Raw genomic sequence first — 14,448 nt, forward strand, 5'->3', positions numbered from 1 at the left:
CTGGGGTGCCTTCGGCTGGTCAGACCGCTGTCGGGCCTTGTGGGGCCTCCGCTCGGACGAACCCGTGGCTCCGCTCCACTTTCGCCACATGCAGCGTGTAGCTCTGGTACCACTCGACTTGCCCGCGCCTCTGCGCCGCACGGTGCTCGGCGTTGCAGCGCCACTCCGTGAGGGCGTCGGCATCGCGGAAATATCCGACGGTGATGGACAGCCCGCCAGGAGTCTGCGCGTGGTCCATCCCCAGGAATCCGGGGACGTCCTTCACCAGGTCTTCCATGCGTGCGTTGGTCTCGCTGTAGCCGCTCCGGTTCTGGGTTCGCACCGTAGTGAAGACAGCCACGTAGTAGGGGGGTTCGTAGGCCTCGACAGGCGCAACAGGCGCTTCCGAGTGATTGCTCATGGCGTCACCGTAGGGCGGGATGCGCCCGACGATCCAGCGTCTTTCCTGAACGGGTGACATAAGAGATCGGGCTCTCGGTTCAAAGCTGTGAGAGCTCGGGTGAGCGTTGCCTGACGCGGCACCAGCTGCCAGGCCGGGGCCGGCGAGGAAGGAGAATCCGCCGGAAACGGTTCGCTGGGAAAGCTCGCAGGAAACAGCCCGACGGAAACAGATCAGCGGGAACAGTTCGGCGGCGGCCGAAGGGACGCGCCCCTAGCGTGGACCGCATGCGTGCACTCAGGGCGACCTCGAACCCCTTCGCCGACCTTCACCACGCCGAAACCCCCCTGCTCCTGCCCAACGCCTGGGACCATGCCACCGCGACGGCCATGGCGCGAAAGGGTTTCCGGGCGATCGGCACGACGAGTCTCGCGGTGGCGGCGGCGGTGGGGCTGCCGGACGGAGCGTCGGCCACTCGCGACGAGACCCTACGGCTCGCGCTGATTCTGGGTTCGCAACCGTTTCTCCTCTCGGTCGACGCGGAAAGCGGTTTCAGCGAAGATCCCGACGAGGTGGGCGAGTTCGCCCGTCAGCTGGCGGCGGTGGGTGCGGTCGGCATCAACCTGGAGGACGGCCTGGGGTCGGTCGACCGGCATGCAGCGAAGATCGCCGCGGCCAAGGCCGCCGCGCCCGGCCTCTTCGTCAACGCTCGTACGGACACGTACTGGCTCGGCGAGCAGGGCGAACGCGGGGAACGCGGCGGAGCCGAAACGCTGTCTCGCCTCGACGCCTATCAACAGGCGGGCGCGGACGGGGTCTTCGTCCCGGGGCTGACCGATGCGGGCGAGATCGCGGCGCTCGTCGCACGACTGGACGTCCCCCTCAACATCCTGTATTCGCCGACCGGCCCCACGGTCCCCCAACTCGGGGACCTGGGGGTGAGTCGTATCAGCCTCGGCTCGTTCCTGTACCGGCGAGCGATGGGCGCGGCGCTCGACGCCCTCGACGAGATCCGGGAGGGGCACAGGCCGGGTGGCCGTACGCCGGCGTACGAGGACATACAGAGAAGGGGCGCTGACGCAGCACGCCATGTCTGAGGGCGTCAGCTACCGGCGTCGCCGGGGTCCGTCTCTCGCGGCCAGTGGATCAGGGCCATGTGCAGGGCGTCGATCGCCTTGTCCCACGACCGCTGCACGTCCCGGGGCGCACCGAAGCCGCCGGCGGCCTCCAGCGTGCAGTACCCGTGAAAGGTGCTGCGCAGCAGGCGGACGGCGTCGGTGAGGTCAGGTTCGTCGAGGTCGTAGGCGCGGAGCATCCCGTAGGTGATCTCGGCGGTCCGGCGCGGAGCGGGGGACTCGGCGGCCAGTTCCCGGTCGATCTCCTGGTCGATCCGGATCTGGGTGGCGGCGTACCGGCCCGGGTGCCGGAGGGCGTACTCCCGATACGCCCCCGAGAAGGCGACCAGCGCCTCCTTGCCGGCGAGTCCCACGACGGCCACGGCGATCCGGTCGATCATCTCGCCGCCGACCAGCAGCGCGAGCCTGGTCCGTAGTTCCCGGAGGCTTCTGACGTGCGAGTACAAGCTCGCGTCCTTGACTCCGAACCGTCGGGCCAGCGCCGAAATGCTGACGTTGTCGAAACCGACTTCGTCGGCCAGCTCCGCGGCGGCTTCGACGAGGCGGTCGGTGGTGAGGCCGACTCGTGGCATGGGGACCGCCTTGCGTGCGCTCGGGCCTGGAGGTATCAGGCAGGATCCTAAGGGTTTCGCAGGTGGGACAGCGGACGGCGGGTGGAGACGGCGGGTGGAGAGCCCACCCCGGGGTGGGCCCAGGGCGCCTGGAACCGCTCCGTAACCGCTTTCCTGCTCCGGCCCAGCTCATGTCGCCGGGCCGGGCCCAGGGCCTGCAACGGCGGACGGGTACCGCCGGTCCCCCTCAGCATCTCCTCTGCCCACCCAAGAAATGACGGGCACCGAACGGCAGGCGCTGGGAGCATGATCGGCACACGGACCCCGGAGCTCAGCCGCACAGCCCAGGACCCACCCCCAGAGCCCAGTCCCCAGCCCCGGACCCCGGACTCGGCGCCCAGTGCCGAGGCGTCGGCCCCCGAGCCCCACGAGGACGCATCGCATGCCTGTGCCCGCAGACCCCGCCGCCCTGCACCCCATGCCCGAGCAGCCGCGGGTCGTGCTGCTCAGGGCGCTGGTGAAGTCCCCGCTGATCGAAGTCGGGGAGTACACGTACTACGACGATCCCGACGACGCCACCGCGTTCGAGACGCGCAACGTGCTCTACCACTACGGTCCGGAGAAGCTGGTCATCGGCAGGTTCTGTGCGCTGGGGACCGGAGTGCGGTTCCTCATGAACGGCGCCAACCACCGTATGGACGGCCCCTCCACCTTCCCCTTCCCCACCATGGGCGGTTCCTGGGCCGAGCACTTCGACCTGCTCACCGGCCTGCCGAACCGCGGGGACACCGTGGTCGGCAACGACGTGTGGTTCGGTTACGGCACGACGGTGATGCCCGGCGTCCGGATCGGACACGGCGCGATCATCGGCGCCGGGTCCGTGGTCACCGCCGACGTGCCCGACTACGGGATCGTCGGCGGCAACCCGGCCCGTCTCATCCGTACCCGTTACAGCGAAGCGGACGTCGCCCGGCTGCTGGCGGTCGCCTGGTGGGACTGGCCCGCCCGACACATCACCGACCATGTACGGACGATCATGTCCGGCAGCGTCGACGACCTCGTGGCCGCCGCGCCGAGCTCCGCAGCCCCGCACGCCCCTGCCCCGGAAACCGTTTCCCCGAAGGCATCCCCACGAGGGCCCGCCTAGCCCGCCGGGCGCCTGGGCGCACGTTCTGGCGCAGGACTCCGGCGGAGACCTACTGGGACGGGGCGAGGACAGGGACACGGACGAGGCTCAGCTGATCGGCGCGTACAGCACGCCCAGCTTGTCCACCTCGTCGCCACCTCGGCCGGTGAACCCGACGATCTGCCAGCCGGACGGCGCAGTGAAGGTGGTGGCGTCGGTCGTCGCCGTGCCGGAGGACAGTGTGCGGCTCTTGTCGGTCGTGAAGGCCGCCGAGAAGATCCTGGTACGGCCGTCCTTCTGGCCCTGCGTCAGCTTCACCGAGGTGAGGTGTTCGCCCGTCGCCAGCGTCAGCGATGTCGCCGTGCCGCCCGTGCCGCCGTGGGTGAGGGTCGTACCGCCGTCGTGGGTCAGTGCCACCGCGTCGAGGCGCGCTCCACCCCGCAGGGTCAGGGTGCGCGGGGCCGGGGTGGCCGGCAGGTCGTCAACGTCGTTGAACGCGGTACCGTGCGGGCCGCCGAGGAAGTCGCTCGCCCGCAACGCCGAGTTGAGGGTGTAGGAGAAGTCGACCGTGTGCGGGAAGTGGTCCGACAGGTTGCCGCCTGCGGAGTCCAGGAACGACGCCCACTCGTTGTTGTAACGGGTTGCGTTGAGGCTCAGGAGCTTGCTGCCCCGGTAGAAGACCTTGTCCACGACCTCGCAGTCGTTGGTCGGCGCGGTCGTCGGGCAGAGCAGTGCGTCCGTGCCCTGGGTGGGCCGCGTGCCGCCCTTCACCCGCTGTACCCACGCGTCCGTCAGGCCGTTCTCGTCGGCGAGGGTGCGGATGTTGTCGCCGGCGCGGGTGTAGCGCGTGTTGGTGTCGCCCATCACGAGCACCGCGTTGCCGGACGAGTTCGCCTGGATGAAGTCCGACAGCTGCTCGATGTTGGCGCGGCGGGCGGCCAGCGCGTCGTCCGTGTCGTCCGCGTTGGTGTGCACGTTGTAGAGGTCCACGAAGACGCCCTCGGCCAGCCGGACCCGGGACAGCGTGAAGCCCTTGGGCGTAAGGCAGTTGGTTCCCGTGCAGTTGTTCCAGCGCACCCGCTCGAAGTCTTCGAAGGCGTAGTCCGAGAGCGTGTTGAGGCCGTCGCCGATGGCCGCGCCGCCACTGGTCGCGGTGCGGTACGGATGGTTGTCACCTGCGTAGAGCGCCGCGTGGTAGTTGAAGTCCTCCTGGACGTTGACGATGTCGTACGCGGCCAACCGCGGTGAGATCAAAGGGGTGTTGGTTGCCGGGTGGCCGGAGCTGAGGCCCTCGGGCAGGCCCGCGACGTTGTACGTCAGGACGTTGAAGGTGCCGGACGTGGCGGCGGTGGCCGCCTGGGCGGGGGCTGCGGCGGTCGCGGTGAGGCCGGTGAGGGCCAGGACGCCGGCCGCCAGGGTGCCGATGAGTCGTCTCATGTGAGGGTGTCTCCGGTGGGGGAAGAGCGGCGAAGGAGCTGAACAAAGCTCAGATTGAGGCCGCCCGGAGTGACACACAAGGGCTGTTGAGGAAACAGTGAGTGCGGTGGAGAAAACGCTTACCCCCTCTGGTTCTGCTTGCTCTGCTTGTTCTCTTTGCGTTGCTTGCGGCGCTCCCTCCGGGACCGGTACGACTCCTCCAGCTTCCCGACCGGCGCCTGTACGTGTCCCGGCTCCCGCTCGTCGTTTCCGCCCGCGCAGCTCCACACCGCCTGCCCGTCTTCCTGGCCCGGGTGCATCCCGAGCCGGTGCTCGGCGCAGACGGGCCACACCTGCCACAGGCACTCCAGCACCGTGTCCTGCGCGGCTTCGGCGACAGCCGCGAGCGCGGTGCCGGGCTCGGCACCCGCGTCCGGGGGCAGGTCGTTGCCGTGCCAGCGGCCGTCGGGCAGGGCGACGTACACGTGCTCGGCCGCATGCCCGTCGTCGGCCGACTCCTCCGGCCAGGCGGGCAGCGCCACCAGGCGCAGGGGGCCGCGGTCCGGCAGATGGGCGCTCAGGTCGTGGTTGACGAGGGCCAGCGCCTCGTCCCACACCGGGTACTCGCCGGGCTCGACCGTGCGGGGGCGGGGTGTGCCGAAGGAGTCGTACATGAGGCCATCGTGTATGAGGCACCGCCTCGACGGAACTTCAACAACGCGGCGTTGCTCCTCAGGAGGCGGACAAGGGGGTGCGGATCGCCAACTCGGTGATCGGCATCTCCAGGCCGAGGTCGCTCCGACCGGGCGGGGGCCGGCTCGGCGCTGTGCCGGTCACCCGTTCACCCCCGTGTAGTGCCCCAGACTCCACCGCCACAGCAGCCGCGAGCCGAGGTACGTCAGCAGGCCCAGCAGCGGGGAGGCCGCCGCCAGCCAGTAGGGGACTCCGGTGCCGTGGCCGTGGCCGGTGAGCACGGCGGCCGGGAAGTACGCGACGAACGCGAGGGGCAGGCCGTACGTCAGGAGGCCGCCCACGGCCCTGGGCAGCACGTTGAGCGGGTAGCTGCCGAACGTGCCGAGGAGCTCCTCCAGCCAGCGGCCCCAGTAGTCGGCGGTCGGGAAACGCAGGGCGGCGGAGGCGACCGCCGTGAACAGGGCGGCCTCCAGCAGCATGCCGCCGAGAACGGCCGCCACCAGGTAGGAGATCCGGCCGGCCGTCCAGTCGAGGTGACTGCGGCCGAGTGCCGCCACCATCAGACCCACGGCGACGGTCAGATCACCGATGGCGTTGGTGGGAAACACGCGCAGCTGGACCTGGAGATGCACCGGCAGCGGTCGCACCAGGCAGACGTCGATCTGGCCTTCCTGGATGAAGTAACCGATTCCGTGCATGCGGCCCAGGAAGAGGACGAACAGACCGTGGGCGAGCATCCGGGTCGCCGGGATGAGCAGCACGTCCGAGCTGTCCCAGCCGCCCATCCCGCTGAAGCGGGTCAGCAGCACGGTCGCGAACACGATCACCGAGACCTGCCAGACGGCGCCGATCGCGACCATCATCAGGAACTCGGAACGGTATTCCAGCTGGGCGCGGAAGTTGAGACGTGTGATGCGCCATGCGAGGCGTACGGCTTTCAAGGGCATCAGCCTCCTTGGGAGATGACCCGCCGGGCGGCGAGTCGCCACACCAGCCGGGTGAACAGGGCCAGCGCCGCCACCCAGGCGGCCTGCACCAGCAGCGCGGGGACGGCGTCCGACAGCGGGATGCGACCGACGTAGAGCGACAGCGGAACGCTCAGCGTGGCCTGGAACGGCAGGAAACCGCTCAGCGTGACGAACCAGTCGGGGAAGAACCACAGCGGCGCGTACACCCCGGACAGCAGGTTCTGCGCGAAGATCAGGATGAGCATCGCCGCGTTGTTGCGCAGGGTGAAGAAACACAGTTGATCGATGGCCAGCATGACGTAGTACAGGATCCACTGGCCGAGCAGGAGGCTCAGTGCGAACACCGCTGCCGCGGCGGCCGACCCGGGCGGCTCCACCACCCCGGCAGCGAGGCAGACGGTGAAGCCGGTCAACGCCCACGCCAGACCGTACAGTTGCTCGCCCAGTGCCCGCAGGGCGTAGTAGCGCTGGGGCGACAACGGGCGCAGGTACCAGTAGACGATGGTGCCGAAGTGCATGTGCTGGATCACGGTGTCCCGGGCCGCGTACTGGTCCAACTCCCTTAGCCGGGAAGCCAGTACGGCCAGCACGGCGTAGGTGACCGCCTGATCGCGGGTCATTCCCGCGGTGGTCCCCGTGTGGGCGTACAGCCCGTGCCACAGCGACGCCACCAGCACCACCTGGACGGCCAGTCGCAGCAGGGCGGCCGTCATCCGCGGTGGGGTGTGCAACTCGCCGAGCGGGGTCACCCGGGCCGTGCGCCAGGCGTTCAGGACCGCCATCACGCGTCCCCGGCCTGCACGTACGCGGCCCGCATGACGTCCTCCAACTCGGCTTCGTCGAGGGCGATGTCGGTGACCTCGTACCGTTCGATGACCGATTTCAGCGCCTGGTGCACCGTCGGCGCGCCGGGTCCGTCCGGTCCGAACACCACGCGGGAGCCGTCGTGTCGCAGCACCGCGATTCCCGGCGGGGCCACGACCTCGGCGTGCGGGTCGGCGAGGGTGGCCCGTACCTGCCAGGTCGAGCCGAACCTGCGACGGATCTCGTCGAGGGTGCCGTCCAGGACCAGCCGGCCGTGGTTGATCAGCACCACGCGTTCGGCGAGCCGCTCGACCTCCGTCATGTCGTGCGTGGTCAACAGGACTGTCCGGCCGCGCTGTTCGACCTGGTGGCGCAGGAACTCGCGGACCTGTTCCTTCACCACCACGTCCATCCCGATCGTCGGCTCATCGAGGAAGACGACGGGTGGGTCGTGCAGCAGAGCCGCCGCGAGGTCGCAGCGCACGCGCTGGCCGAGGGAGAGGTGGCGCACGCGGGTGTCCCAGAAGGAGGACAGGTCGAGCAGGGCGTCGAACTCCCCGAGGCGATCCGTATGTTGGGCCTTCGGTACCTCGTAGATGTCCCGCAGGATGGCGAACGACTCGCGCACCGGCAGGTCCCACCACAGCTGGGTGCGCTGCCCGAAGACGGCGCCGATGTTGCGGGCGTTGCGCTCCCGCTCCCGGTACGGCACCACACCGGCGACGCGTGCCTCGCCGGAGGTCGGGGTGAGGATGCCGGTGAGCATCTTGATGGTGGTGGACTTCCCGGCGCCGTTCGGGCCGAGCAGGGCGAGGAGTTCGCCGGCGCCCACGTCGAAGGTGATGTCGCAGACGGCGTGCTTGGCGACCCGCTCCGGGTTGACCAGGGAGCGCAGGCCGCCGGCGAGGCCGGGGCGGCGGACAGTGGTGTGGAAGGTGCGGGAGAGATCGCGTACTTCGATGCTGCCGATCACTTGTTCAACCTCCAGTGCAGCGCGGCCGGCCGGCTGGGGGAGCCGGCCGGCCGCGGGAGACGTCATCACCGTGTCGGAATGTCGATCAAACGGTCAATCGATTAATCGATCTGCGAGAACACGAAGGAGAACTCGACGGGTTCGGCGTTCAGGAAGTACCGCGGGAGCGGGCCCGGGCCGCAGGACTGGGAGCCGATGCCGTGCAGGCCGTGGTCGAGGTTGACCCAGACCGTGTCGCCGGGTGTGAGGTCGGTCAGGTGCCGGGCCGCGTCCAGCTGTTCGGTCGTCCAGCGTCGCGCGGAGAACCAGAACTCCGGGTCGCCCTCGATCCGCAGTCCGCCGAGCTCCGCCCAGCGGACATCGGCCCGGGCGCCGTTCTCCTGCGGGCGCACGTACGGGGTCTGCAACTCCTCGATGCTCGCGTCCCACTGGCCGAGCATGGCCGCGGCGCCGGTGTCCGGGTAGGCCTCGCCGGGGCCGCCGCCGAACCACTGCGCGTGTCCCGCGGAGGACGCCAGCCCGAAACGGATGCCGATCCTGGGCAGCGGAAGCGTCCAGTGGCCGTCGGGTCCGACGGAGACGGTCAGCCTCAGCCGTGTCCCGTCCGACGTCCAGCGGTACACGGTGCGCAGGCCCGCCTCCCGGGCGGCCGGTGCCACCCGGGTCCGTACGGTCAGCGCGTCGTTCCCCGACTCGACGTAGTCCAGGCGGTGTTGCATGCGATGCAGTCCGAAAGTGCGCCACAGCACGCCGTATCGCGTGTCGTCCTGCCAGGGCGCGCCGTCGTCGTTGTCGGTCGGCGCCCGCCACACATCCAGACGCAGCCCGGTCACGTCGACGCCGCCGATCGATTTCGGTTCGCCGGTCCGCGCGTCGAAGGCACCGGGGCCGAGCGTGATCAGCCGCTCACCGGCGACGGGCCTCTCCGAGGCGGCGACGGTCACGGGTGCGCGTGGGGCGACGGTCTCCTGGCCCCACGCCACCACATGACCCCTGGGCGCCCACGGGGTGTCCTTCGCCAGCAGCGCGCGGACCGTCCACTGGACTTCGGCGCCCTGACCTTCGGGGCCCGCCGGGAGCGTGATCTCGGCCGACTCCCCGGGCGCGAGGGGCCCGACCGTGAGTCCCCTCGCCCCGGTGGGAAACCCATCCACCTGGTGGGAGAACTCGAACTCCAGATGGGAGAGGTCCGAGAAGTCGTACGCGTTGGTGACCCGTACCGTCCTGCCTGTGCCGTCGCCCTCGATACGGACCGGCTCGATCACCTTCTTGTACTCGACCAGGCCCGGCGACGGCCTGCGGTCGGGGAAGACCAGACCGTCGCAGACGAAGTTGCCGTCGTGCAGCTCCTCGCCGAAGTCGCCACCGTAGGCGTAGCCCAGCCCGGGGTGCTTGATGCCGTGGTCGATCCACTCCCAGACGAAGGCGCCCTGGAGGCGTTCGTGCGCCTCGAAGATCCGCTGGTAGTCGGCCAGTCCGCCCGGCCCGTTGCCCATGGCGTGGGCGTACTCGCAGAGGATGAACGGCAGTCGGCGTCGCTTCCGGGTGCCGCCGTCCAGGCCCTTCCCTATCCGTTCCACCTCGTCGTGGAAGGCGTACATGCGCGAATAGACGTCCGTGTCGCGGCAGTCGATGTCGCCTTCGTAGTGCACGAGCCGCGAGTCGTCCCGGTCGCGGATCCACGCCGCCATCGCGGTGAGACCGCGCCCGGTGCCGGCCTCGTTGCCGAGGGACCAGATGACGACCGACGGGTGGTTCTTGTCCCGTTCGACCATGCGGGCGGCACGGTCGAGGAGCGCGGGGGTCCAGCGGTCGTCGTCGACCGGGTTGCCCCGCCAGTCCTGCTCGACGAAGCCGTGGGTCTCCAGGTCGCACTCGTCGATCACCCACAGCCCGTACTCGTCGCACAGGTCGAGGAAGGCCGGGTGGGGCGGGTAGTGCGAGGTGCGGACGGCGTTGATGTTGTGCCGCTTCATCAGCAGCACGTCCGCGCGCATCGTCTCCGGGTCGAGGGCCCGGCCCGTCTCGGGGTGCCACTCGTGCCGGTTGACGCCCTTGAAGAGGATCGGCCGGCCGTTGACCTTGATCAGGCCGTCCGCGAGCGCGACGGTACGGAAACCGATACGCAGGGGTATCCGCTCGCCCTCCGTCACCAGTTCACCGTCGTACAGCGTGGGCGTCTCCGCCGTCCACGGCTGAACGGGTACCGTAACCGCTTCCCCGGTCTCGGCATCGATGTCCAGAGCCGGCACGGACACCCGCCCGTCGACATCGGAGTCGACGCGCAGGGTGCCCTCACCAGCGACATGGTCGTACGAGGCGTGCACGAAGAAGTCGAGCGCGCTGCCCGCCGGGCGGTGCAGCAGGGTGACGTCACGGAAGATGCCCGGCAGCCACCACTGGTCCTGGTCCTCCAGGTACGAGCCCGCCGACCACTGGTGGACCCGGACCGCGAGGACGTTGCCCGTCGGCCGGAGCAGGTGCCCCACCGCGAACTCGTGCGGCACCCGCGAGCCTTTGAACTCGCCGATGTCCCTGCCGTTCAGCCAGACACGGGCGCAGGACTCCACACCGTCGAAACGGAGAACGAAACCGCCTTCGGAAACGTCGGGCCATCCCTCGGGCAGGTCGAAGACCTTCAGGTGGTCGCCGGTCGGGTTCTCGGTCGGCACCCGGGGCGGGTCGACCGGGAAGGGGTAGAGATGGTTGGTGTAGACGGGTGACCCGAAGGCCCCGTCGCCCTGGAGGACCCAGTGGCCCGGCACCGCGACCTCGGCCCAGCCTCCGGCGTCGTAGCCGTCCTCGGCGAACGAGTCGTCCTCGGCGTCGGCGGTCGCCGACACGCGCAGACGCCAACTTCCGTTGACCGAGAGTGACTTTGCGTCCGATGAGGCGTACCAGGCGCGGGGCGGAAGGGCCCCGCTGCCGGGCGAGACGTTTTCGACGTAGTCGACGGCGGTGGCGCGGAAGGACATCGGTCTCCTGGGTCAGCCCTTGATACCGGTCTGCGCGATCCCCTGGACCAGCCAGCGCTGGAGGAAGAGGAACACGAACACCAGGGGGAGGATGGAAAAGGCGGTGGCCATGAAGATCAGGTGGAAGACGACGGTCTGGTTGGTCATGTAGTTGGAGAGCGCGACCTGGACGGTCCACGAACTCGGATCCTGGCCGATGACCAGCGGCCACAGGAAGGAGTTCCAGCCGTTGATGAAGGTGATGGTCGCCATCGCCGCGAAGAAGTTCAGCGAGTTGGGCACCACGATGCGCCAGTACGCACCCCAGTAGCCCAGTCCGTCCACCCGCGCCGCCTCCTCCAGCTCCTTGGGGAACCCCAGGAAGTACTGCCGGAATAGGAAACAGGTGAAACCGCTGAACAGGCCCGGAATGATGAGACCCCGGTAGGTGTCCACCCAGCCGAGCGACGACACCAGGACGAAGCTCGGGACGAAGGTGACCGCCGTCGGGACCATCAGGGTGCCCAGGACGGCGTAGAAGACCTTGTTGGCGTGCCGGTAGGGGATGCGGGCGAGACCGTAGCCCGCGAGGGAGCACACCAGCAGGACACCGACGGTGTGCAGGGTGGCCACCACCGCGGAGTTCCACAGGGACTGGCCGAACGGCACCGTCTCGTCGGTGAACAGTTCGCTGATGTTGCCCCACTGGATGTCCGTGGGGAAGAACTTCCAGTTCTCTCCGGTGATGTCGGCGTCGGTGGAGAGGGCGTTGCGGATCAGCAGGTAGAACGGGATGAGGAAGAGGAAGCCGGCGATCCCGGTGGCGATGTAGAGGCCGGTGGAGCTCATCACGCCGCCGCGACCGCCGCGGCGGGGCTTGTCCGACGACGGCGCGGATTCCCGTACTTCGGGCGTCGTGGTGGTCACTTGGACTCCTCCCCCCTGCCGAAGCCCAGGAACTTGCCCTGGAGCAGGGTCACGGCGCAGATCAGCACGGTCAGGATGACCGCGCCCGCGCTGCCGGAACCGTAGTCCTGGCTCTCGCCCAGGGCCTTGTAGTACAGCTCGACGAGGGGCGGACGACCCCACGTGGTCTTCGACAGCAGGTTGTAGAACTCGTCGAAGGCCTGGTACGCGGCGATGAGCAGCAGCAGGATCACCGCGGTGGACGTGGCGCGCAGTTGGGGCAGGGTGATGTACCGGAAGGTCTGCCAGCCCGGCTTGGCGCCGTCGATGGCGGCGGCCTCGTACAGCTCGCCCGGGATGTTCTGGAGCGCGGCCAGGAACAGGATCATGTAGAAGCCGGACTGGAGCCACAGCCGTGCGGTGACGATGACGAACCAGTACCAGGGCGGGCTGGGGTCGGCCAGCCAGGCGATGTTCTCGATCCCGAACCAGCCGAGGACCGTGTTCATCATGCCGAAGCGGACGCCGCTGAAGATGGACATCTTCCAGATCAGCGAGGCGGCCACATAGCTGCACGCGGTCGGCAGGAAGAAGACGGAGCGGAAGAACGCCCGCATGAAGCGCAGCCGGTTCACGAGCAGGGCCAGGCCCAGCGACAGCGCCCAGGTGGTGGGCACGATGAACGCGGCGAAGACGGTGAAGGTGCCGAGCGAGCCGACGAAGTCGTCGTTCGTCAGCATGTACGTGTAGTTCTCGAAGCCGACGAACTTGTCGGGCGTGACGGTGAAGCGGGCCTCGAAGAAGCTGAGCCAGAGGCTCCAGAGGATCGGCGCGTAGACGAAGATCGCCAGGCCGATGAGGAACGGCCCCGTGAAGAGCCAGAAGTTGAAGGTGGGGCTGCCCCGCAGAGCCCGCCGCGGCCTGGCCGGTGTGGCCTTCGCCGCGGCGGGGCGCGCGAGGTCGCGCGTCTTGGTCGTCGACATGTCGTGTTCCGTCCCGCGGCCTATCCGAACAGCTTCTTGAGTTCGCGGTTGACGGCCGTGTCGGCCTTGTCGAGCGCGGCCTCCGGGTCCATGTCCTTGCGGACGCTGTTGGCGAAGACGTCCTCGAGCGAGGTGCGCATGGCCTGCGTCCAGCCGATGTTGTCGAAGTGCCCGAACTCGTTGAAGAGCCGGACGCCTTCGGCGGCGTTGCCCGACTTGAGCTTGGTGGCGGTCTGCGCGAGCGAGGTGCGCGGCGGAATGTGGAAGCCGAAGTCGGTGGCCCACTCCTCCTGGTACTTCTTCTGGTCGATCCACAGCCACTTGACGTATTCCTTGGCGGCTTCGACGTTCTCGCCCTTGGCGTTGACGAACATCGACCACCCGCCGTTGTAGACCGACTGCTTGCCCGAGTCGATGGTCTTCGGGAAGGGGAAGACCCCCCAGTCGTCGCCGAGTGCGGCCTGGATCCCCGGCATCGCCCACATGCCGCAGAACTGGATGGCACACAGGCCCTGGTTGAGCGAGGAGGGGTCCCAGGACTCGGTCGGAGCGCCGAGGAGGAGGTCGCCGCTGGTGAACAGCTTGCGCATCTTCTTCAGGCCCTCGATGACGCCGGGGGTGTGGTAGGCGATCTCGTTCTTGTCGGTGAGGTGGTCGGCGCCGGCCGACCAGATCATCGTGTCGATGACGTTGTGCAGGTCGTTGCCCATGTACAGGCCCTTGACCTTGCCGGTGGTGAGCTTGGCGGCGGCCTCCGCCAGTTCGTCGAGCGTGGTCGGCACCTCGACCTTGGCCTTCTCCAGCATCGACTTGCGGTAGAAGAAGAACTGCGGGTCGTCGATCATACGGACGCCGTAGATCTTGCCGTCCACCGTGTGCGACTTGATGTCGGCCGGGTTGAAGTCGTCCTTGACCGGCGTGACGATGTCGGTCAGGTCCGCCACCTGACCGCTCTTGATCAGCTGGATCTGCGGGTGGAACTCGAAGAGGTCGGGCGCGTTCTTGGTGAGCAGGGTCGCGAAGAGCTTGCTCTCGAAGTCGGCGCTGGTGATCCACTGCGTGGTCACGGCGGCCTTGTCGTAGGCCTTCGCGTACTTCTTGATGGCCTGCTCGGTGCCCTGTTCGCCGTACGCGTGGAAGTACTGCGTGAGGCCGATGCCCGAACCGGATCCGCCACCGCGGCCGTTGTTGCCGCCGCAGGCGGCGAGCGTGCCGGCGGCGGCCATGCCCGCGGCGGCTCGGAAGAGGGACCTGCGGGACCAGTTGCTGTTGCTCATTGCCGACATGGCGACGTCCTTGTCTCGAAGTACGGCTACGGCTCTGTGGCTCGGCGCAGGTGGCTCAATTCCTGTCGCGGAGCGGGACGTTAACCTTCGGCTAAGCCTTCGGCAAGGGGTTGGACGAAGTCTGTTCGAAGCGTTGTGTTCGGTTCGGAATGGCGAACGAGAGGGGCCGCGGCAAAGGGTGTGGCGTGACTGCCGCAGGGGTGACGCGGGCGCTTGGCAAAGAGGTTGAGGGCCGCCGGTGTCAGGGCCGGCGGCCCTCGGTCAGTGGGGTGC

The 14,448-nt window shown here is 68.7% G+C and carries 13 protein-coding genes; 2 read left to right on the forward strand and 11 right to left on the reverse strand.

Going from position 1 to position 14,448, the window contains the following annotated elements; genetic code table 11:
- Positions 1 to 19: 19 nt before the first annotated feature.
- Positions 20 to 400, reverse strand: a complete 381-nt coding sequence (locus tag OG736_RS33645) for an antibiotic biosynthesis monooxygenase family protein (RefSeq protein ID WP_327185723.1) — start codon at positions 398 to 400, stop codon at positions 20 to 22.
- Between the two features lie 266 nt (positions 401 to 666).
- On the opposite strand from OG736_RS33645, the gene OG736_RS33650 reads away from it, so the two are divergent.
- The gene (locus OG736_RS33650; RefSeq protein WP_327187773.1) at positions 667 to 1,476 is read left to right on the forward strand and encodes an isocitrate lyase/PEP mutase family protein; all 810 of its coding nucleotides are present in this window, start codon (positions 667 to 669) and stop codon (positions 1,474 to 1,476) included.
- A gap of 5 nt (positions 1,477 to 1,481) precedes the next feature.
- Here the strand turns inward: OG736_RS33650 and OG736_RS33655 are convergent, their stop codons facing one another.
- Positions 1,482 to 2,087 (reverse strand): TetR/AcrR family transcriptional regulator, encoded by a 606-nt coding sequence (locus OG736_RS33655; RefSeq protein WP_327185724.1) that lies wholly within the window; start codon positions 2,085 to 2,087, stop codon positions 1,482 to 1,484.
- A 421-nt stretch (positions 2,088 to 2,508) separates the two neighbouring features.
- On the opposite strand from OG736_RS33655, the gene OG736_RS33660 reads away from it, so the two are divergent.
- Positions 2,509 to 3,213 carry a CatB-related O-acetyltransferase gene (locus tag OG736_RS33660; RefSeq protein ID WP_327185725.1) on the forward strand — a complete coding sequence of 235 codons (705 nt, stop codon included), beginning with the start codon at positions 2,509 to 2,511 and terminating at the stop codon, positions 3,211 to 3,213.
- Between the two features lie 87 nt (positions 3,214 to 3,300).
- Here the strand turns inward: OG736_RS33660 and OG736_RS33665 are convergent, their stop codons facing one another.
- The 9 genes from OG736_RS33665 to OG736_RS33705 all read right to left on the reverse strand — a co-directional run bounded on the left by OG736_RS33665 (position 3,301) and on the right by OG736_RS33705 (position 14,166).
- A complete protein-coding gene (locus OG736_RS33665; RefSeq protein WP_327185726.1) occupies positions 3,301 to 4,629 on the reverse strand; it encodes a jacalin-like lectin in 1,329 nt (442 codons plus the stop codon).
- Between the two features lie 119 nt (positions 4,630 to 4,748).
- Complete coding sequence (locus OG736_RS33670) at positions 4,749 to 5,282, reverse strand: hypothetical protein (RefSeq protein WP_327185727.1); 534 nt, start codon at positions 5,280 to 5,282, stop codon at positions 4,749 to 4,751.
- Between the two features lie 159 nt (positions 5,283 to 5,441).
- On the reverse strand, positions 5,442 to 6,248 hold the full coding sequence (locus OG736_RS33675; protein WP_327185728.1) for an ABC transporter permease: 807 nt from the start codon (positions 6,246 to 6,248) through the stop codon (positions 5,442 to 5,444).
- Positions 6,248 to 7,051, reverse strand: a complete 804-nt coding sequence (locus OG736_RS33680) for an ABC transporter permease (protein ID WP_327185729.1) — start codon at positions 7,049 to 7,051, stop codon at positions 6,248 to 6,250. Before OG736_RS33680 ends, OG736_RS33675 begins: the two co-directional genes overlap by 1 nt.
- Positions 7,051 to 8,046 (reverse strand): ABC transporter ATP-binding protein, encoded by a 996-nt coding sequence (locus OG736_RS33685; protein ID WP_327185730.1) that lies wholly within the window; start codon positions 8,044 to 8,046, stop codon positions 7,051 to 7,053. Before OG736_RS33685 ends, OG736_RS33680 begins: the two co-directional genes overlap by 1 nt.
- A gap of 101 nt (positions 8,047 to 8,147) precedes the next feature.
- A complete protein-coding gene (locus tag OG736_RS33690; RefSeq protein WP_327185731.1) occupies positions 8,148 to 11,021 on the reverse strand; it encodes a glycoside hydrolase family 2 TIM barrel-domain containing protein in 2,874 nt (957 codons plus the stop codon).
- A 12-nt stretch (positions 11,022 to 11,033) separates the two neighbouring features.
- Positions 11,034 to 11,927 (reverse strand): carbohydrate ABC transporter permease, encoded by an 894-nt coding sequence (locus OG736_RS33695; protein ID WP_327185732.1) that lies wholly within the window; start codon positions 11,925 to 11,927, stop codon positions 11,034 to 11,036.
- Positions 11,924 to 12,889: a carbohydrate ABC transporter permease gene (locus OG736_RS33700; protein WP_327185733.1), complete on the reverse strand. Its 966-nt coding sequence runs from the start codon at positions 12,887 to 12,889 to the stop codon at positions 11,924 to 11,926. Before OG736_RS33700 ends, OG736_RS33695 begins: the two co-directional genes overlap by 4 nt.
- A 20-nt stretch (positions 12,890 to 12,909) precedes the next feature.
- Positions 12,910 to 14,166: an ABC transporter substrate-binding protein gene (locus tag OG736_RS33705; protein WP_327187774.1), complete on the reverse strand. Its 1,257-nt coding sequence runs from the start codon at positions 14,164 to 14,166 to the stop codon at positions 12,910 to 12,912.
- Positions 14,167 to 14,448 lie beyond the last annotated feature (282 nt).

Source organism: Streptomyces sp. NBC_01334 (genome assembly GCF_035983595.1).
GTDB classification, from domain to species: domain Bacteria; phylum Actinomycetota; class Actinomycetes; order Streptomycetales; family Streptomycetaceae; genus Streptomyces; species Streptomyces coriariae.